19 protein-coding genes are annotated in these 20,308 nt (G+C 58.6%); 11 read left to right on the top strand and 8 right to left on the bottom strand.

What is annotated here, in order from left to right; genetic code table 11:
* Positions 1–109: 109 nt before the first annotated feature.
* Positions 110–847: an N-formylglutamate amidohydrolase gene (locus SLH49_RS01490; protein ID WP_320267406.1), complete on the top strand. Its 738-nt coding sequence runs from the start codon at positions 110–112 to the stop codon at positions 845–847.
* Positions 848–859: 12 nt separating this feature from the next.
* The gene (locus SLH49_RS01485) at positions 860–1,153 is read left to right on the top strand and encodes a DUF1244 domain-containing protein (RefSeq protein ID WP_320267405.1); all 294 of its coding nucleotides are present in this window, start codon (positions 860–862) and stop codon (positions 1,151–1,153) included.
* A gap of 226 nt (positions 1,154–1,379) precedes the next feature.
* Here the strand turns inward: SLH49_RS01485 and SLH49_RS01480 are convergent, their stop codons facing one another.
* Positions 1,380–2,978 carry a glycosyltransferase family 39 protein gene (locus SLH49_RS01480; protein ID WP_320267404.1) on the bottom strand — a complete coding sequence of 533 codons (1,599 nt, stop codon included), beginning with the start codon at positions 2,976–2,978 and terminating at the stop codon, positions 1,380–1,382.
* Positions 2,979–3,323: 345 nt separating this feature from the next.
* On the opposite strand from SLH49_RS01480, the gene SLH49_RS01475 reads away from it, so the two are divergent.
* Positions 3,324–3,764, top strand: coding sequence for a TerB family tellurite resistance protein (locus SLH49_RS01475; RefSeq protein ID WP_320267403.1), 441 nt, complete (start codon positions 3,324–3,326; stop codon positions 3,762–3,764).
* 196 nt (positions 3,765–3,960) lie between these two features.
* Positions 3,961–5,985, top strand: coding sequence for a PhoX family phosphatase (locus SLH49_RS01470; protein WP_320267402.1), 2,025 nt, complete (start codon positions 3,961–3,963; stop codon positions 5,983–5,985).
* Between the two features lie 66 nt (positions 5,986–6,051).
* On the opposite strand, the gene SLH49_RS01465 is transcribed toward SLH49_RS01470, so the two are convergent.
* The 5 genes from SLH49_RS01465 to SLH49_RS01445 form a co-directional block, all read right to left on the bottom strand.
* Entirely contained in the window at positions 6,052–6,918 is an 867-nt protein-coding gene (locus SLH49_RS01465; protein WP_320267401.1) for a D-amino-acid transaminase, read from the bottom strand.
* Positions 6,915–7,871, bottom strand: a complete 957-nt coding sequence (gene dgcA / locus SLH49_RS01460) for an N-acetyl-D-Glu racemase DgcA (protein WP_320267400.1) — start codon at positions 7,869–7,871, stop codon at positions 6,915–6,917. The genes SLH49_RS01465 and dgcA overlap by 4 nt, the downstream gene beginning before the upstream one ends.
* Before the next feature lie 52 nt (positions 7,872–7,923).
* Positions 7,924–8,925, bottom strand: a complete 1,002-nt coding sequence (gene dgcN, locus SLH49_RS01455; protein ID WP_320267399.1) for an N-acetyltransferase DgcN — start codon at positions 8,923–8,925, stop codon at positions 7,924–7,926.
* A 224-nt stretch (positions 8,926–9,149) separates the two neighbouring features.
* Entirely contained in the window at positions 9,150–10,466 is a 1,317-nt protein-coding gene (locus SLH49_RS01450) for an ammonium transporter (protein ID WP_320267398.1), read from the bottom strand.
* Positions 10,467–10,488: 22 nt separating this feature from the next.
* The gene (locus tag SLH49_RS01445; protein WP_320239396.1) at positions 10,489–10,827 is read right to left on the bottom strand and encodes a P-II family nitrogen regulator; all 339 of its coding nucleotides are present in this window, start codon (positions 10,825–10,827) and stop codon (positions 10,489–10,491) included.
* 278 nt (positions 10,828–11,105) lie between these two features.
* Between SLH49_RS01445 and SLH49_RS01440 the strand changes: the two genes are divergently transcribed.
* Positions 11,106–13,295 (top strand): PBP1A family penicillin-binding protein, encoded by a 2,190-nt coding sequence (locus SLH49_RS01440; RefSeq protein ID WP_320267397.1) that lies wholly within the window; start codon positions 11,106–11,108, stop codon positions 13,293–13,295.
* 28 nt (positions 13,296–13,323) lie between these two features.
* Here the strand turns inward: SLH49_RS01440 and SLH49_RS01435 are convergent, their stop codons facing one another.
* Entirely contained in the window at positions 13,324–13,695 is a 372-nt protein-coding gene (locus SLH49_RS01435) for a hypothetical protein (RefSeq protein ID WP_320267396.1), read from the bottom strand.
* Between the two features lie 281 nt (positions 13,696–13,976).
* Complete coding sequence (locus SLH49_RS01430; RefSeq protein ID WP_320267395.1) at positions 13,977–14,327, bottom strand: hypothetical protein; 351 nt, start codon at positions 14,325–14,327, stop codon at positions 13,977–13,979.
* Between the two features lie 144 nt (positions 14,328–14,471).
* On the opposite strand from SLH49_RS01430, the gene SLH49_RS01425 reads away from it, so the two are divergent.
* The 6 genes from SLH49_RS01425 to SLH49_RS01400 are packed head-to-tail and all read left to right on the top strand — an operon-like array spanning position 14,472 to position 20,300.
* Positions 14,472–16,211, top strand: coding sequence for a type I secretion system permease/ATPase (locus SLH49_RS01425; protein WP_320267394.1), 1,740 nt, complete (start codon positions 14,472–14,474; stop codon positions 16,209–16,211).
* Entirely contained in the window at positions 16,208–17,515 is a 1,308-nt protein-coding gene (locus SLH49_RS01420; protein ID WP_320267393.1) for an HlyD family type I secretion periplasmic adaptor subunit, read from the top strand. Before SLH49_RS01425 ends, SLH49_RS01420 begins: the two co-directional genes overlap by 4 nt.
* A gap of 53 nt (positions 17,516–17,568) precedes the next feature.
* Positions 17,569–18,039, top strand: a complete 471-nt coding sequence (locus SLH49_RS01415) for a RidA family protein (RefSeq protein ID WP_320267392.1) — start codon at positions 17,569–17,571, stop codon at positions 18,037–18,039.
* Positions 18,036–18,788, top strand: a complete 753-nt coding sequence (locus tag SLH49_RS01410; RefSeq protein WP_320267391.1) for a glycerophosphodiester phosphodiesterase family protein — start codon at positions 18,036–18,038, stop codon at positions 18,786–18,788. Before SLH49_RS01415 ends, SLH49_RS01410 begins: the two co-directional genes overlap by 4 nt.
* A gap of 31 nt (positions 18,789–18,819) precedes the next feature.
* Complete coding sequence (locus tag SLH49_RS01405; protein ID WP_320267390.1) at positions 18,820–20,004, top strand: GNAT family N-acetyltransferase; 1,185 nt, start codon at positions 18,820–18,822, stop codon at positions 20,002–20,004.
* Complete coding sequence (locus SLH49_RS01400; RefSeq protein WP_320267389.1) at positions 20,001–20,300, top strand: 4a-hydroxytetrahydrobiopterin dehydratase; 300 nt, start codon at positions 20,001–20,003, stop codon at positions 20,298–20,300. The genes SLH49_RS01405 and SLH49_RS01400 overlap by 4 nt, the downstream gene beginning before the upstream one ends.
* Positions 20,301–20,308 lie beyond the last annotated feature (8 nt).

Here is a 20,308-nt window from a genome sequence, read left to right as displayed (position 1 = left end):
TCCCTCCGGTCTTTCCACCGTTAGCGGTAACGGCGACGTTGCGCCTCTTATACGCAATTCCCTTCCTGGAACAACTAGCCTAAACGCGGTGACAAAGGAATGACACCGCATGACCGACCAACCATTTGAAATCATAGGGGCAGATCGGCCCGGGCGATGGCTGATCGCCTGTGATCACGCCTCAAACCATATCCCTGATTGGGTGCATGGCGGTGATCTGGGCCTGCCTGCCTCGGATATGGGCCGCCATATCGCTTACGACATCGGCGCGGCGGGGGTGACCAGGCATCTCGCCGATCTGATGGAGAGCCCCGCGATCCTGTCCCGTTTTTCCCGGCTGGTCTGTGACCCGAACCGGGGTGAGGATGATCCGACGATCATGATGCGGCTTTATGACGGCACGATCATCCCCGGCAACAAATACGCCGATGATGCCGAGAGAGAGGAGCGTTTGCGCCGTCTCTATCGCCCTTATCATGCGGCTTACGCAGATCTGGCTGACCAGATGGGTGATCCTGCGATTTGCGCCGTGCACAGTTTCACGCCTCGACTGCAGGGACGGCACCCGCGACCTTGGGAAATTGGCATCCTTTACGCCCATGACGATCGGCTGGCGCGACCCTTTATTGAAGCCTGCCGCGCACAGGGCTGGTGCACGGGTGAAAACCAACCTTATGCGGGCCATTTGCCCGGTGACGCAGTTGACCGCCACGCCTTGCAACATGGGCGGCCCAATGTGCTGATCGAATTGCGCCAGGACCTGATTGAAGATGCCGCAGGCCAAAGACTTTGGGCCGAACGATTGGCACCTATATTGAATGACGTACTCGCCAATTCCGGCCTGTGAGGGAGAGACAAGATGGACGACCAAACCCGCCTAGAAATCGAAGCCGCCGCCTTTCGCCGCCTGCAAAAGCACCTGATGGAAGACCGCAACGATGTGCAGAATATCGATATGATGAACCTCGCCGGGTTCTGCCGGAACTGCCTGTCACGCTGGTATCAGGAAGCCGCGAATGAACGCGGGATCGAGATGAGCAAGGACGAAGGGCGCGAGGCCTATTACGGGATGCCCTTCGCGGAATGGAAAGAGAAGTACCAGACCGAGGCTAGCGCCGAAGCCAAAGAAGCGTTCAAGACGTCGCATGGGTAGGGGTAGTTGAGCAGACGAAAGACATTCTCGCTGCGGCTCAGCCAGCGAAAGCTTTCCAACCTCATTAATTTTGCGGACAGTTTGAAGAGGTTTGCCAAGAATGCCGGTATTTTTTGGCGGGCATGGCGACAGGCCGCGATCACTCTGATTTGCGGCGGCCAAACGCGGTGATCACGCCGACCAAATGGAACATGAATTATCGGGTATCAAACGAGCTATGCCGATCTTAATTGCTGAAAATATTCGAAACTTGCGATAGGAAAATGGGGTCTTGTGACAAAGCCAGCACCCTAAACCCCACCAACAGCCCTTCTTGAAAGTGGGGCGCATCAGCTCGCAACTCATCCGCCAACCCATTCCAAGCGGCGACGGCCTCCTTTTCAAAATCGCTATCAGCCTCGACAACCAGCACAAAGGCTCGGCATTCTTGAGGTAACCCCATACATGAATGTGCCGCGGCCCGAACCTGCGGTATCTGCTGCTCTAAATTCGCTAGCGAAATGGGCTGTGCAATGTCGTAAAACGGCACATCATAGATCTCCATTTGCCTAATCAAAGGTGGATAACTCTTCGCAAAGACCTGATCCGAGGCGGGATCCAGTAGCGTTACAAGAGGGCCGATTCTGTCGACTAGCAAATCCTCGCGCGCGTGTGGATATTCGTTTATTGCGACCGTTGCGATATTTAGAGCCAATAGCCCAGCGCCTGTCACCAAACCAAGCCAACGTGGCATTTCCAGCAGCAAGAATGCCGCGAAAACGCCGGAAAAGGCCGTAAAAACCTGAATGGTGCGCACCAGATATATCGGTTCCCAAATCCCGATCACTGCAGCAAGCAGCATGCCGCCCACACTCAGGAACAGCAAAATCGCGGTCTCGTCGCGAAAGCGGCGGGTCATCAAGACCAGCCCAGAGCCCAGAATTGCAAGAATTCCTAATTTTAGCACCCCGGGATAAGGGTAGGCCCCAAGGGTATTGCTGTAGAACACGGTCCATGTCGTCGGTGCCATCCAGCTCTTTCTCGGGTCACCGAGAGAGCTTTGCAGCATTTGCACCATTTGCGGCAGCACGAGCAAAGTCGCGATAGCCAGACCGCCCCAGACCGCCACGAATAACCCGCGGTGACCCCGTAACAGAACGTGAAGCCCAACTAAGGTATAAAGCATGAAGTACAATGCAGCTGTGTAGTGAGTATAGAACGACAGTGCCAAACTGACAGCGAAGCCCGCTATCCAACTTGCACGCTGCCCTGCCGATATCGGCGATTTTTTGTCAAGCATACCGCGATAAAGATAGGCAAAACACAAAAACGACAGTAAAAACCAAACCGTCAGAAGTGGATACATACGGATTTCACGTGCGTAGTGAACGGCTGTTGGGAAGGTGGCAAAGAAGCCAACTGCGATCAGTGCAACCGGCGTAGAAAAAAGTTTTCGGGTGCCAAAAAACAATAGCAGGAGCGCGAAACACCCAAGCGTCACTGACAGGGCGCGACTCGCTTCTCTGCTGACACCAAAAAGTGACGACCAGCCTTTCAAAGTCAAAAAGTACAATGGTGGATGGATATCGGTACTGCGATGGATATCGAGCAGATGCGAGGTGGAGTTCCGAATATACCACAGTGAGTGTAGCTCATCCCACCATGGCGCCGGATGACCCAGCTGCCATGATCTGAGCACAATTGCCGCCATAAGAATAATTAGGAATGTCGCCACCGGGCCAAACCTTGCAGGCGTCTTAAATGTCAACATACAAAGAGAAACCCCAAAACTAACCAGACCGATTCCTAAAATGCTGTTAGGAGCAAAAGGACTGAGAACCCGCATCAACGGGTTCTAGGCTACCACAAAAAAGGTTAGTTTCAAATTTGTCTCAACCTTCTTCCTGTATTGTTGTGCTTAAGGATAGCCGGGTGTCATAGTCAAATTATGGAAACGCCGCGCCCATTGATTTTCAAAACCACAGGTCTGTATTTAGATTAGTCTCGGTAAGCTTTGAGCGTCTCGCCGCCGAGCGTTCGTCGGTTGCTATTTAGTTGGAATGGCTCCAGCCGCAACCTTTCCGCCCTAAACGCCTCCGGTCAAAGCTGTCTTGACCAGTCATAGTTGCAATGGCCCCAGCATGAATGTCAGGTTAGGCTGCAGCTAAGCGTCATCGACGGAGCCACTTACATGCTCGAACGCCTCATCGCCTTTTTTGGCAATCCAGCCGGATACAAGACCCCTTTGCCAGAGGCAGACGCGCCGCACGCGCTGGGGGCCCTCTTGGTGCGTGCCGCCAAAGCCGATGACGCGTATCTTTTTGAGGAGATCGTCGTCATCGACAAGATTCTCGCCAAGCGGCACGAGCTGAACCCGGTTGAGGCGGCAAAGATGCGTGCCGAATGCGAGGTTCTGGAAAAAGAAATCCCCCGCACATCCGATATTGCTGCAATCCTTGAACACGCGATCAGCACAGCGGAAAAAGAAGCTACCCTGCTCGCCTTGTGGCAGGTCGCGTTGGTGGATGGCACAATCCACACCGAAGAAGACACACTTCTTCACCGGATCGAGGAAGTTTTGGGCGTTCCGCCTGAGCGCGCCAAAGCCTTGCAGGCACAAGCGCAAGGCTGACTTCAGGTTCGAAACGGGTGCTCACCGTGGCGCCCGCCGGACATATCCCGCACTGTGACGGTCAGCCGCATTATGCGGGTTGGGTCACCCTGTGCTATCGTTGTCATCTAACTTTTAAGAACGGGTACTAGCAGGTCGCCTAGAGCAGGTCCTGTTCAGCCTGCAAAGCTCAAACATCTAGGGGAGATCCAGAGACATGTCACGGCATGACATTATCCAGAGTTCGGAATACGGGAACAAGGCCGAAGCCTTTGAAGCCTTCGATGACATCCCAACCAATCCAAATCTTGGCAACACGATCGGCGATGTGATCCAGCGCCGCTATGGCCGTCGCGATGTGCTGCGCGGAGCATTGGGCGTGACCGCGACAACCGCGTTGTTTGGTACCACCGCACTGACTGCCCCCAATGCAGCCCGCGCGCAGTCGGCCGCTGACAGCCGCTATGTCTTTGACGAATTGCAGTGGGGTAATGACGTCAACCACCACATCGCTGACGGCTACAATGCCGATATCCTTGTGCGCTGGGGTGACCCAATCACCGCTGATGCACCTGATTTCGACGTCATGAACCAGACCGCCGAAGCGCAATCCAAGCAGTTCGGCTACAACAACGACTATGTCGGCTTTGCCGAAATCGAACCCGGCCGCGGCATGCTTTGCGTCAACCACGAATACACCAATGAAGAGGTGATGTTCCCGGGTCTTGGCCGTCAGGACCGCGACGGTTTCCAAGGCATGACGAAGGAACTTGTCGATATCGAAATGGCCGCTCATGGCGGATCGGTCTTTGAAATCGTTAAGGGTAGCGACGGTAAGTGGGCGATCAACCGAGACAACCCGGCCAACCGGCGCATCACCGCCGAAACGCCAATCACTTTCGATGGCCCCGCCGCTGGTCACCCACGTCTGCGGACCTCGGCTGACCCTGCTGGCATGACCGTGCTGGGCACCATCAACAACTGTGCCGGTGGCATGACACCGTGGGGCACCTACCTGATGGCCGAAGAGAACTTCCACGGTTACTTCTGGTCTGACGTGGTCGATGCCGACGGTGACGTGGACGTGTCCGCCCAGCCCGAAGCAGCCTCGATGGAGCGTTATGGCGTTCCCGGTCGCTGGTACGCCTGGGGTCAGTACCATGACCGCTTCAACATCGACATTGAGCCGAATGAGCCCAACCGCTTTGGTTATGTCGTTGAAGTTGATCCGATGAACCCTGACGCGATGCCGATCAAGCACACGGCTCTGGGTCGCTTCCGTCACGAAGGTGCGGAAACCACCATCGCGTCTGATGGTCGTCTGGTCATCTACTCGGGCGACGACAACCGCTTTGACTATCAGTACAAGTGGGTGTCGGCAGAAGCTGTGACGGAAGAGAACAGCCATTTCGGCTCGACCCTTTTGTCCGAAGGCACGCTCTACGTGGCACGCTTTGACCCGAATGGCACGATCCACTGGCTGCCGTTGGTCCATGGCCAGGGCCCACTGACCGCTGAGAACGGGTTTGAAAGCCAGGCTGATATCGCCATCGACACGCGTCTGGCCGCCGACCTTCTGGGCGCTACCCCGATGGACCGCCCCGAAGACGCACAGCCACGCGGCGACGGGACAGCATATATCATGCTGACCAACAACTCGCGCCGCACGCCTGAGCAGGTCGATCCCGCAAACCCACGGCCTGAATCGAATTTCGGCCACATCATCGAGATCAAGGAAGAAGGCGGGAACCACTCTGCCGAATTCGGCACATGGTCGATCCTTGTTCTTTGCGGTGATCCGACCATCGCGGAAGTGGGCGCGATGTGGAACCCGGAGACATCGGAGAATGGCTGGTTCGGCTCGCCCGACAACTGCGCCATCGACACGTCCGGTCGTCTTTGGATCTCAACCGACCAAGGCTCTGGCTGGGGTCGGACAGGCAAGTCGGATGGCCTCTATTCGTTGGAAACCGAAGGTGATCTGCGGGGCCACTCAAAGCTCTTCTTCCGCTGCCCGGTCGGTGGTGAGCTTTGCGGGCCTTACTTTGCCGATGAGGACAAAACACTGTTCCTTGCCGTGCAGCACCCCGGCACCGACGGCACCGGCGATTTCGCTGGCTTTGAGCGTGCATCAACCTTCGAAGACCCCGCCACCCGCTGGCCCGATTTCGATGACAACATGCCACCACGGCCATCCGTTGTTGTTGTCACGAAAGAGGATGGTGGCGAGATCGCCGTCTAAATCCCACACCAGAATTGAAAAGGCCCCGATGCAGATCGGGGCCTTTTTCGTGAGTATTGGCTAATTTCAGACAGCGGCCTTGCGGCTTTCGTCCAGATAAATCTCGCGTAGCCGCGTGGCGACTGGGCCGGGCGCACCTGCACCGATAGTCGCGCCGTCAATCTCAACCACTGGCATCACGAATGTGCTGGCCGAGGTGATGAAAGCCTCATCCGCCTCTTGCGCCTCGGCAATCGTAAAGCTGCGTTCTTCGACCTTCATCTGCGCCTCGCGGGCAAAGCGGAGGACCGCTGCGCGTGTTATGCCGTGCAGAATCTCACTGCCCAGGTGACGCGTGATGATCGTGTTGTTCTTGATGATGTAAGCGTTGTTGGACGTGCCTTCGGTGACCGCGCCATCCTCGACCATCCAGGCATCATCCGCACCGGCGGCCTTGGCCATCATCTTGCCCATCGACGGGAAGAGAAGCTGCACGGTCTTGATATCCCGCCGCGCCCAGCGCTGGTCTTCGATGGAGATGACCTTGATGCCCTTTTTGGCCGCTGGACTATCAGCAAGACCCGGCTTGTTCTGCGTGAAAAGGACGACGGTCGGTTCGGTTGTCTCCGGATCAGGAAACACAAAATCTCGATCATCCGGCGCGCCACGCGTGATCTGCAGATAGACCATCCCTTCTTCCACACCATTTAGGCGCACCAGTTCGCGGTGGATATCCAGCAGATCTGGCAGACAGGCTGGTTGCTGCATGTTGAGTTCGCTTAGCGACCGCTCAAGGCGTTTGGCATGGCCCGCAAAGTCGATGAGTTTGCCATCGAGCACCGATGTCACCTCATAGACGCCATCCGCCATCAGGAACCCCCGATCAAAGACCGAGATTTTGGCGTCGTTTTCCGGCACGTAATCGCCGTTGACATAAACCGTGCGCATGATCATCCCCAAAGTGCGGCGGCGGGCGGATGCACGCCTTGGTCATCGTATAGAAGCGGTGTGTCCCGGTCTTCGGCTAATAGAAGCGGGCCGTCAAGGTCCGTGAATGCCACACCTTGTGCGAGGATCGTAGCGGGTGCCATGGCAAGGGATGAGCCGACCATACAGCCCACCATGATCCCGTAGCCTTCGGCCATCGCGGCCTCTTTCAATGCCAAAGCCTCAGTCAGCCCTCCGGCCTTATCGAGCTTGACGTTGACCATGTCGTATTTGCCCTTGAGCGCGGGCAGGCTGGCGCGGTCATGGCAGCTTTCGTCGGCGCAGACGGGCAAGGGCCGCGCGACCTCGGCCAGCATATCGTCGTCATCGGCAGGCAGCGGCTGCTCAACCATCTGGACACCCAGCCGGATCAGATGCGGGGCGAGATCGGCGTAGATTTCGGCGGTCCACCCTTCATTCGCATCGATGATGATCGGTGTGTCGGGGGCGCCACGGCGCACGGCCTCCAGCCGCACCATGTCGTCGGGTGTGCCCAGCTTGATCTTCAGCAAGGCGCGCTTTGCGTTGAGGGCCGCTTGCGCCTCCATCCTCTCTGGCGTGTCGAGTGACAAGGTGTAGGCGGTAAATTCCGGCGCGGGCTTCGGCAAACCCAACAAGTCCCAGACCCGACACCCGGCCTGCTTTGCCTCAAGGTCCCACAACGCGCAATCGACCGAATTACGGGCCGCGCCAGCCGGCAACAGGTCCGGCAGGCCTTCGCGGGTGATATCGCTCGGTAAACCTTCAATTTGCGCCGTGACACTCTCCAGCGTCTCGCCATAGCGGGCATAGGGCACACACTCCCCCCGCCCTAAACCATCAAGCGTCACACTCAGCACCTTTGCCTCGCTGCGCGACCCCCGGCTGATCGTAAAGGCCTGCGCCAGCCGGAAAACGTCGTGCGTCACCTCTATCTGCATGCGGGCACCTTGCTTCTCATGTTCAAAAATACCTCCGCCGGAGGCATAAAAGTCATAGCGCTGCCAGCGCATCAACCAGACGACCCGCCCCCTGACGGAACGGATCAATCGTCGGCAGGCCCATCCGCGTCTCAACCTCTGCCATGTAAACCAGCGCCTCATCCTCGGCCAAATGATGGGTGTTGATCGAGATGCCAACGACCTCGCAGGCCGGGTTGGCCACGCGGGCCAGGGGCAAAGCCGTATCCCGCAAAGCCTCAAGGCTCGGCAGATCATAGTCGGGCAGGCCGCGCATATGAGTGCGCGTTGGCTCATGTGCGAGGACCAGCGCGTCAGGCTGGCCACCATGGATCAACGCCATGGTCACCCCGGAATAGGAAACGTGGAAGAGGCTGCCCTGCCCTTCGATATGATCCCAGTGATCCGGGTCATTGTCGGGCGTCAGATACTCGACTGCGCCTGCCATGAAATCAGCGATCACCGCGTCCAAAGGCACACCGCCACCCGTGATCAAGATCCCGGTCTGCCCGGTGGGGCGGAACGTGGATTTCATGCCCCGACGGCGCATTTCGGTATCCATCGCAAGGCCGGTATACATCTTGCCCACCGAACAATCCGTCCCCACCGCGAGGCAGCGTTTGCCGGTGCGTTTCTTGCCATTGGCAATGGGATAGGCGACCGAGGGGATGCGTACATCAAAAAGGCTGCGGCCATTGACGCGCGCTGCGGCAACAAGCTCATCCTCATCCCGCAGAAGGTTGTGCAGCCCCGAGGCGATATCGAATCCCATTTTCAAGGCCTCGACCAGGACATCCTTCCACGCCTGCGAGATCACACCCCCGCGATTGGCCACGCCGATCACCAGCGTCTGTGCGCCAGCGGCGCGCGCCTCTTCCAATGTCAGATCGTGAATACCGAGATCAGCACCACAGCCTTTCATGCGAAACTGCCCCACCGCATTTTCCGGGCGCCAATCCTTGATCCCCTGCGCCACCTTCGCGGCAAGCTGATCCGGCGCGTCACCAAGGAACAGAAGATAAGGGGTCTGGATCATGACAAAGCTCCAATCGCGCTGGGAAGATATCTACGAGAGACAATATGAACGATACCGGCGCAATTTCTTCGCAGAATGAGCCATACATTCGATACCTTGCGACAGGTTATTGCAACATTGCCTGTAATCGCGGCAGATTTTGCAATGCGACGCGCCCCTGTCTTGAACGAAAAAACCCGGGCGCATCCGCCCGGGTTTGTCTTGCAGAACTGACTGGAAGGAAATCAGCCCTTTGCAAATTCAGGATAGGCTTCCATCCCAAGCTCCGAGACGTCGAGCCCATCAAGCTCGGCCTGTTCAGAGACACGGATGCCCATCACACCTTTCAGGATGATCCAGACCACGAGGCTGACCACAAAGGTGAAGCCACCGATGGCGATGAAGCCGATGAACTGCGTCACAAAGCTTGCGTCGGCATAAACCGGCACGACGATTGTCCCCCAGAAACCAGCGATCATGTGGACCGAAATGGCGCCAACCACGTCGTCGATCTTCAGCTTGTCCAGGAAGGGCACCGCGAAGACGACGATGATACCACCAACAGCACCGATCCAGAGCGCGCCGAAGAGGCTCGGCTCAAGCGGACTGGCTGTGATCGACACGAGGCCTGCCAGCGCGCCGTTCAGGACCATCGTCAGGTCAGGCTTGCGATACATCACATTGGTCATGATCAGCGCTGCAATCGCACCTGATGCAGCGGCCATGTTCGTGTTGGCAAAGATGCGGCCCACATCGGTGATGTCGCCAACGGTACCCGCGGCAAGCTGCGAACCACCGTTAAAGCCGAACCAACCCAGCCACAGGATGAATGTACCCAGCGTAGCAAGGGCGAGGTTTGAACCTGGCATCGGGATGACCTGACCGTCCTTGTACTTGCCGATCCGGGCACCCAGGATGATCGCACCGGCAAGCGCTGCGAAACCACCGGCTGCGTGCACAACAGTCGAACCAGCGAAGTCATAGAAGCCCATTTCAGACAGCCAGCCGCCGCCCCACTGCCAGGAGGCACCGATGGGGTAGATCAGACCTGTCAAAATGACGACGAAGATCAGGAAGGGCCAAAGCTTGATCCGCTCGGCCAGTGTACCGGACACGATGGATGCCGTGGTTGCACAGAACATCAACTGAAAGAAGAAGTCCGACGCGACGGAGGCATAATCAAGCGCTGCATCACCAGCGGCCAGGCCCACAGGCTCCAGTGAGGTTGGCGCGAATGTGCCAAACCAGCCCGGAACGATCCAGGCATCGCCCGGATACATCAGGTTGAAGCCGACGAGCCAGTACATGATCGCCGACAGCGAATAGAGTGCGATGTTCTTGGTCAGCTGTGTTGTGACGTTCTTGGAACGAACGAGGCCCGCCTCAAGCATCGCAAAACCGGCTGCCATCCAGAACACCAGAAAGCCGCCCACAAGGAACAGCAAGGTGGTCATGATATAGGGGCCGATCTCGTCAAAGCCGGGCGCGGCGTCCTGCGCCAGCGCAAATGTCGGCAGCAGCGTCAGCGCCGCCCCGACCGATAGAAGTTTGGTAAATTTCATGACTTTGTCCCTCATTACGCGATCACAGCGCGTCATCATTGATCTCGCCCGTGCGCACGCGCATTGCGCTTTCCACGTCGAGTACGAAAATCTTGCCGTCGCCGATCTTTTCGGTCTTGGCGGTGGTGGCGATGGTTGAGACGACCTGCTCGGCCATGCTGTCCTGCACCACGATCTCTAGCTTGACCTTGGGCACAAAGTTCACGGCATATTCAGCGCCCCGGTAAATCTCGGTATGGCCTGATTGTGAGCCAAAGCCCTTGATTTCCGACACCATCATGCCGCGCACACCCACGGTGGTCAGCGCTTCGCGCACCTCCTCGAGCTTGAACGGCTTGATTGTTGCAATGATGAGTTTCACGTTCTTCCCCTTGCAATTTCCTTGCGGGCCCCGGTTTTTGGACCGGCGCGCGCTTGCACACGATGACAAAGCGTGCACCTGCGGAGTCGGCAAGCTTGCGGCCTGCCCTTCGTCACGTGAAACAGGGTGCATTTGCACAATTTTTGCACAAATTATCCCAATCGCCTCATTTCTGAGCAGATTAAAAAGACGGATATCCGCGCATGTCAGCGCTCTACATTTGCATCCGCCTCCACTATGATCGCAGAAAACAAGCAACCCAGTCAGTCGAGCGGAACATGAGTGGAAACGGCAAAAAGCGGTCACCTTTGGTGGCCGAACGGCGCTATCCTGCGGGCAATGGCGGGAAGAAGCCCGGCCCAAAGAAAAAGGCCGCCAAACCGGCAGCGCGCAAAGCACCGCGCCGCAAGGCCGCCCCGAAGCCCGCGCGGCCAAAGGGTTTGTTAGGCTGGATTCTTTTGCCCTTTCGCTGGATTTTGCGCCTTGTCTGGGCGTTCAGTTGGCGCATTGGGCTGATCACAGCACTCATCATCGCAGGATTTTCGTTTTACTTTGCCGCACAGATGCCCGCGATCACCGATTTGGTGGATCAGCGCACACGGGGCTCCGTCACCATGACGGACCTCACGGGTGAGGTCTTCGCCTGGCGCGGTGACCAATTCGGCGGAATGATCACCACCGACACGATTTCCCCGCATTTGCGTAATGCTGTCGTCGCGACCGAGGATAAGCGCTTCTATCGCCATCTCGGCATTTCCCCGCGCGGCATCGCCTCGGCCATACGGATCAACCTGCGCGAAGGACGCGGGCCTCTCTCCGGTCACGGCGGCTCGACAATCACGCAGCAAACGGCAAAGCTTTTGTGCCTTGGCGTGCCGTATGACCAGAACGCTTGGGAATCAGAGGCCGCCTATGAACGCGATTGTCGCCGCACCACCCTGTGGCGCAAGGCGCGCGAGGCTGTTTACGCGCTGGGTATGGAAATCGCCTATACCAAGGACGAAATCCTCACGATCTACCTCAATCGGTCTTATCTGGGCGCGGGCAGCCGTGGTTTTGAGGCCGCCGCCCAGCGGTACTTTGGCGTTTCGGCCAATCAGGTGAACCCGGCCCAGGCCGCCATGCTCGCGGGCCTTTTGACCGCGCCATCGACCAATGCGCCCACCCGCAACCTTGAACGTGCGCAGAACCGGGCCGCGCTGGTACTTGGACTGATGGAGGATCAGGGCTACCTCACCGCATCCCAGGCTGATGATGCCCGCGCGAACCCCGCGACATTGTCTGAGCAGGCCGCCCAGCAATCCGGCGGGTTCTTTGCCGATTGGGTGATGGAAAGCGGGCCGGAATTCTTTACCCGCGATACGACTGAAGACGTGATCATCCGCACCACGTTGGACCAGGACATCCAGAAAGCGGCGGAAGAGGCGCTGCTGACCGTCTTTGACCGCGACGTCCGCGAAGGGTCAGAGGCGCAGGCGGCCATTGTCGTCATGTCCGCCGACGGTGCCGTGCGTGCGATGGTCGGTGGCCGTAATATCAGCGCCACGGGTGCGTTTAACCGGGCGACCCAGGCGCTGCGCCAGACCGGATCGGCCTTCAAACCGTTCATCTATGCCACCGCCCTTGATCTGGACATGTCGCCATATGCGCTGATCGAAGATGCGCCGACTTGCTGGCAACGACGCGGGTCTCCTGAGTGGTGCCCGCAGAATTACGACCGCCAGTTTAAAGGCCCCGTCACGATGATTCAGGCGCTGGCCGAAAGCCGCAACATCCCGGCGATCCTGTTGTCCGAGGATGTCGGGCGCGAATACGTCCGCAATGTCGCGAACGGTTTTGGCCTGCAGGGTGACCTGGCCGCAGGGCCTGCGCTGGCACTTGGCGTGTCGGAAAGCACCCTTTTGAACATGACCAGCGCCTATGCAGGCATTCTGAATGGCGGTTCTGCGGTCGAGCCTTACGGGCTGACCGATCTGCGCATTCAGGGCGATCCGGAATCGCTCATGGATGCGCAGGATGCCGGCATTCGAGAGCGGATCATCCGCACCGATGCCGCGCGGCAACTGACATGGATGATGACCAAGGTTGTCGAAGGCGAAGGAGGCACCGGGGGGCGGGCGCGCATTGACGGCTGGCAGATCGCCGGGAAGTCCGGCACGACCAATTCGTCACGCGACGCATGGTTTATCGGCTTTACCGGCGATTACGTGACCGGCGTCTGGATGGGCTATGACGACAACCGCCCGCTTTCCGGCGTGACAGGTGGCGGGCTGCCCGCGACGATCTGGCGGGAAACGATGGTGCATGTGCTTGATGGCAAACAGCCGACACCGCTCCCCATGACCATTCCGCAAGCGCCGCCAAGCACTGGTGTTCTGGAAAGCTCGGGCGGCGTGATCGCAGATGGGGCGATCCTGAACCTTCTGGAAAACATCATCAGCGAATCCGACGCGCTGGCACGACAATAGGCCCAGTTTGATACGCAGGACGCACGACCTACCATCGTCGATCGGCATTTCGCGTGCCGCGACGATTCTTTTGGTCATCGGGTTGTCCTTGCTTCTGGTCACCGCCGGTCACATGAATTTTATGACGTTTTCGGACAAAGTCGGATTTTCCGGCAATCGTGACCATTACTTTCATGTCCGTCACCCGGTACGCGCGTTGATCCGTGAGGGCGCGTTCTTCCTGGGACTTAGTTGCGCAGGTCTGGCATTTATTTACTTGTCGTTGCGCCGACCGATGCATTTGGCCCGGACCTGTTGGATTGTCGCAGTCTTTGCGTTGCTCTTGCTGTTCATAAGCCTGTCTGTCTTCATTCTGCTTCTGGTGGCTGAAATGATGGGAGCGGACGGCATAGTCCGTCACTTAGTCGCGCTTGGAGCGATCGTTTTTCCGCAAATCGTTGGAGCTGCCGCGCTCATTGCGCTACGCAGGATCGTGCGTGACCGACAGCGACTGTCCATTGCTTTGACGGGTTTTATCGTGATTGGGTGTGCAGCGCTTGGTGCACAATCCATCTGGTTACTCGTGCAGGAGGCGATCTTTGGCCTTGTCCCCGGTTGTGCCGGTTTTGCTGCAACGCTTGCATTGGGGATTGGTGCCCTTGCGGCGGGTCGACAAAGACATCGAAATCCGGTGCAAGCTGCCTAAAGCTCCCCGTCTTCACAGCGCTCGTACCGAAAGGCATAGCCGTCCCAGATCATGTAAATGCCGGTCTTTTCAGCGTCATGCATGATCATCGCGCGCTCGGTCCAGGTTTCGCCCTCACCCGAACACTCCATATGATAGATCGTGGCGTTCATGTCATTAATGTCGACAGGCCGCGCCATGCGGCATTCGACCTCAACACCATAAAAGATGCTTTCCTCAATCTTCAGCGACCCGCCATCAGCACCAACAAGCGAGCATTCGGAATTCACGGTCTGCTTATAGACCCCGTCATAGGGACCTGCCGTCGCGGCAAAGGGTATCAGAAGAAGGGTAGTCAGGCAGCGCATCTTGCGATCATTGCGAGAATTGATGCGTGCAATCAATCCTTTATGAAAAATCGCTCAGATGCGTGCGGGATTTTGACAACAACTATTCACCTTTGGCGAATATGGTATAGCAGACGTACATGATGCAAGAATGGGCATATCTTCATGGCCGATGACCTGATCAGCCAAGGCAAAGCGGAATTGGTCGCCGCCCGCCGCGAAAGCCGCAACCTTTACTGGGCCGTGGGCATCTTCAGCTTTTTCGTCAACATGCTGATGCTGACCGGTCCGCTCTATATGCTCAATGTCTATGATCGGGTGCTGAGCTCACGGTCTTTTGAGACGCTGGTCACACTTTCCGTGCTCGTGGCGTTTCTTTACGGGATGATGGGCATCCTCGATTTCGTGCGCGGGCGGGTCATGGCGCGGGTCGGCGCGCGCTTTCAGGCGCGGCTGGATCGGCGTGTCTTTGGCGCGGTGCTGCGCGCCACGACGCTCAACCGAGCCCCGAAAGAGGCGGCGACGGGCTTGCGTGATCTGGAGGCGGTGCAGCGGCTGATCACATCGCCCGCGCTGATGGCGCTGTTTGACCTGCCCTGGGCGCCGCTGTTCTTCTTCGGGATCTTCGTGTTCCACACATATCTCGGCCTCTTGGCAGTGGCCGGGGCGTTCGTTTTGGTCGCGGTGGCGATCTTCAATCAGATCAACACCCGCCAGCCGCTCGAAAAGGCGAACGCGGCGACCTTTACATCCGAGCAACTGGGCAGCCAGATCCGCAATGAAAGCGAGATGGTGCATTCTTTGGGCATGCGGAATGCTGCCTTTGACCGCTGGCAGGTGGCACGCGGCGCATCGCTTGATGCGACCATTGGCGCGGCCGATGCAGCAGGGTCTTACACCGCTGGCACCAAATCGTTCCGGCTGTTTCTGCAATCGGCCATGCTGGGGCTGGGGGCTTACCTGGTGCTTATCGGGGAGTTGTCGCCCGGTGCGATGATCGCAGGCTCGATCCTGCTGGGCCGCGCTCTCGCACCGTTGGAGATGATCGTCGGGCAATGGCCTGCCTTTCAGAAAGGGCGCGAGGGCTGGCAAAGGCTGAGCGTTCTTTTGGGCGCGATTCCCGAAGAGCAACAGCGCACGCAACTGCCGGTGCCGAAGGCGCGTCTCGTGGCCGACCAAGTCACCGTGGTGCCACCGGGTGAAAAGCAGGCATCTTTGCGCATGATCAGCTTCACCATCGAACCGGGTCAGGCCGTTGGGGTGATTGGCACATCAGGCGCAGGCAAATCGACCCTGGCGCGGGTGCTGACGGGTGTCTGGCAGCCGGCTGGCGGCAAAATCCGTCTGGATGGCGCCGCACTCGATCAATATGACCCGGATGTGCTGGGCCAGCATATCGGCTATCTGCCGCAGCGCGTGCAGCTTTTTGACGGCACCATCAAGGAAAACATCGCGCGCATGTCGATGACGCCCGATGACGCAGAGGTTGTGAAAGCAGCCCAGAAGGCCGCCGCGCATGAGATGATCCTGAAGCTGCCCGATGGTTACGACACGCGGGTGACCGCCAATACCGGGCGGCTGTCTGGCGGACAAATCCAGCGGATCGGGCTGGCACGGGCGATGTATGGCAACCCCGTCGTACTGGTGCTGGATGAACCCAATTCGAACCTCGATAATGACGGCTCCATCGCGTTGAACAAGGCGATCCGCACGCTCAAGGAAGAGGGTAAGATCGTCTTCATCATGGCGCATCGCCCGGCGGCCATTCAGGAATGCGACACGCTGCTTGTGATCGAAAACGGTGCCCGCCGCGCCTTTGGCCCCAAGGATGAGGTGCTGGCAGAGATGGTCAAGAACCACGATCAGATCAAACGCAGCGCGGGCAAGGCCGGAGGTGTGTCATGAGCGATGATGGCAGCAAGGAACGGTGGTCGGTCAGCCGCCATATGGTCATCGGTCTGATCACGCTGAGCATTCTCGTGGGCGGTTTCGGCTTTTGGTCGGTAACAGCGCAGATCACCGGCGCGGTGATCACCTCAGGCCAGGTTGAGGTTGATCGCAACAGGCAGATCGTCCAACACCCCGATGGCGGCGTTGTTGAGGAAATCCTCGTCGATGAGGGCGACGCGGTCGAGGCGGGTGACCTCTTGATCCGTCTGGATGCGACGGTATTGCAATCCGAACTAGCCGTCGTCGAAGGGCAGCTTTTTGAGATCCTCGCCCGCCGCGCGCGTCTGGAAGCGGAACGCGATGATACCGACACGCTGACCTTTAGCCCCATCCTGCTTGAGGCGACCAATCCGGATGTGCCCGACCTGATCGCGGGGCAGGAGCGGCTGTTTCAGGCGCGGCTGGAAACCAACCGCCGTTCGGCAGAACAGCTCAGCCAGCAACGCGCCCAGATCGCAAGCCAGCTTCAGGGGATCGCGGCGCAGCAGACCGCCATCAACACGCAACGTGCCTTGATCGAACAGGAACTGAGTGATCAGCAAAGGCTGCTCGACCGCGGTCTTGCCCAGGCCAGCCGGGTATTGTCGTTACAGCGGGAAGAGGCTAACTTGCTGGGCCGCGTGGGCGAGTTAACGTCACAAGCGGCCCAGGCGGCTGAGCGGATGACGGAGATTGAGATCGAAATCCTTGGCCTCTCCTCAACCCGCCGGGAAGAGGCGATTACCCAATTGCGCGACCTGCAATTCAACGAATTGGAGCTGGCCGAAAAACGTCGCACCCTGACGCGGCAGTTGGACCGGCTGGATATCCGGGCACCTGTTTCGGGCATCGTCTACGGAATGCAGGTCTTTGCGCCGCAATCGGTGATCCGGCCCGCCGATCCGGTGCTTTATCTGATCCCGCAGGACCGCCCTCTTGTGATTGCGACGCAGGTGCAGGTGATCGATGTTGACCAGATCTTTGTGGGGCAGGACGTCACTTTACGTCTGTCCGCGCTCGACCAACGGCGCACGCCGGAACTCAAAGGCAAGGTCACGCTGGTTTCGGCAGATGCGTTTCAAAACGAACAAACGGGCCTTTCGTTCTACCGCGCCGAAGTTCAGTTGAACGATGGCGAGATGGAGCGTCTGCCCGCTGACATGACGCTAATCCCGGGCATGCCGGTCGATGCTTTTGTGCGCACGGCGGACCGGACACCCATGAACTACCTCCTCAAACCGCTGGCCGATTACTTCGTGCGCGCCTTCCGGGAGACTTGATTGCACACATGCGAAAGGCCCGCTAGCGTCCGCCCGAAACCAAGGAGGATGCGATGTCTGCGATCGAAGCGAAACTGGCCAAATTGGGTGTGACCCTTCCGGATGTCGGCCATGCACCCAAGGCGGCGGGAAACTATCTGCCTTTCGTCACCGTGGGCGATATGGTCTATGTCTCGGGCCAGATCAGCCAGGACGAAAACGGACCGGTAAAGGGCGTAGTCGGCGCGGATTTTACGCTCGAACAAGGGGCGGATGCCGCGAAGCTCTGCGCGATTTCGCTTCTGACGCAGCTTAAAGTGGCTTGCGACGGCGATATCGACCGGCTGGTGCAAGTCGTGAAGCTGACAGGTTTCGTCAACTCTACTCCTGATTTCACTGACCAGCCCAAGGTGATCAACGGGGCCTCGGACTTCCTCGTGGCCGCTTTGGGTGACAAGGGCCGCCATGCGCGTGCGGCCGTCAGCGCGGCCAGCCTGCCCTTGGGTGTCGCGGTTGAGATCGAGGCCATCTTTCAGATCAAATGACTCTGCCAGCCTCGTTCTTTGCCCGGCCCATCGCCCACCGCGCCTTGCATGATCGCAAGGCGGGCAGGGTTGAAAACAGCCTCGCCTCGATCAAAGCCGCGATTGATGCGGGCTACGGGATCGAGATTGACGTGCAGCTTTCCAGCGATGGTCACGCGATGGTGTTTCACGACGACGTGCTTGATCGGCTGACAGGCGCAACCGGCCCGGTCCGCGCGCGAAGCCGCGACGACCTCGCCGCAATTCCTCTGAAAGATGATGCGGGCACAATCCCGTCTCTTGAGACGGTGCTTGAAGCGGTCGCGGGACAGGTACCGCTTCTGATCGAAATCAAGGATCAGGACGGCGCGATGGGCCCTGATATCGGACCATTGGAAGAGGCCACTTGTCAGGCGCTTAAGAACTATCAAGGCAACGCCGCCTTGATGTCCTTCAACCCCCACAGCGTCGCCGCCTGCGCGCAGTCTGGGCCAGACATCCCACGCGGTCTCGTCACATCCAGCTACAAGCCGCAATTCTGGCCAAAGGTCCCGCGGGATGTACGGCAGACACTGCGCGAAATCCCTGACTATGATCGTGTCGGCGCGTGCTTTATCAGCCACGAGGCAAACGACCTCGACCGGCCCCGCGTGGCAGAACTCAAGGCACAAGGTGCGCATATCCTCTGCTGGACCATCCGCTCGGCCAAACAAGAGGCGGAGGCGCGCCGCATCGCCGATAATGTGACCTTTGAAGGCTATCTGGCTTGACGGCGGGGCACCTGCACACAAGTTGCAAGACATGAAGGACACGCCCATCGAAATCACGGCCCATCCGTCGATCAACGCGATTGATCCGGTCGAATGGGACGCGTGTGCCTGCCCGGAAGCGGCGGAGGGGCGTCCGAGTGACCCTTTTACTACACACCGGTTCCTGAAAGCACTGGAAGACAGCAAATCGGTCGGTCCGGGCAGCGGCTGGCAACCGCAATACCTGACCGCAAGTCAGGATGGGCAGATGATCGCCGCCGCCCCTCTTTACGCCAAGGGGCATTCTCAGGGTGAATACATCTTCGATCACAATTGGGCCCATGCTTATGAGAATGCGGGCGGGCGCTATTACCCCAAGCTTCAGATCGCCGTGCCCTTCACCCCCGCCACAGGGCGGCGGTTTCTGACCCGTCCGGGCTATGAGATCACCGGCATGTCCGCCCTGATCCAGGGCGCAGTCGAGATTGCCGCGAGCAATGAGCTTTCATCGCTCCACGCTACCTTTTGTACCGAAGCCGAAGCGCTGGCAGGCGGCGAGATGGGCCTGCTCACCCGCACGTCTCAGCAATTTCATTGGGTCAATGACGGCTATGCCGATTTCGACGCCTTCATGGCCTCGCTCGCCAGCCGCAAACGCAAGAACCTGCGCAAAGAACGCCAGCAGGCGAACGGGTTCGGCGGTGAGATCATCGAATTGACCGGCGATCAGATCCAGCCTGAACACTGGGACGCATTCTGGATCTTCTATCAGGACACCGGCAGCCGCAAATGGGGCACGCCTTACCTCACCCGCAAGTTCTTCGACATCGCGCATAAGACTTTGCTTGACGATATGCTCATGGTACTCGCCCTGCGGGATGGGCGGCCCGTGGCTGGCGCGCTGAACTTCATCGGGCGCGACGCGTTGTTCGGGCGCTATTGGGGCTGCACCGAACATCACCCCTGCCTGCATTTCGAGCTCTGCTATTATCGGGCCATCGACTTCGCGATCAGGCGCGGGCTGGACAAGGTCGAGGCGGGCGCGCAGGGCGAACACAAGCTCGCCCGCGGCTATCTGCCCGTCGCCACCCATTCGCTACACTGGTTCGGCGACCCAGGCTTTCGCGATGCCGTCGCCCGCTATCTGGAGGCCGAGAAAAGCGCCATCGATCACGAGATTGAGGTGCTGACGAGCTACGGCCCCTTCCGAAAAACCGACATGGAGGATCACCAATGACCGACAAACTGACCGACGCTGAACGCGGCGAACAGATCACGCCACTCCTTGAAAGCGGTTGGGCCATGGTCGATGGCCGCGACGCGATCCACAAGACGTTCGTTTTCAAAAACTTCGTTGAGGCCTTCGGTTTCATGACCCGCGCGGCGATCTGGGCCGAAAAATGGAACCACCACCCCGAATGGTCCAACGTCTACAAAAGCGTCGAGGTCACCTTGACGACCCATGACGCAGATGGCCTCAGCGCGCTTGACGCCAAACTGGGCGCAAAGCTGGACGCACTCGCCGGGGGATAATGTGCAAG

It is taken from the genome of Cognatiyoonia sp. IB215446, assembly GCF_033963825.1.
GTDB lineage: Bacteria > Pseudomonadota > Alphaproteobacteria > Rhodobacterales > Rhodobacteraceae > Yoonia.
This window is presented reverse-complemented; position numbering and strand designations above follow the sequence as displayed.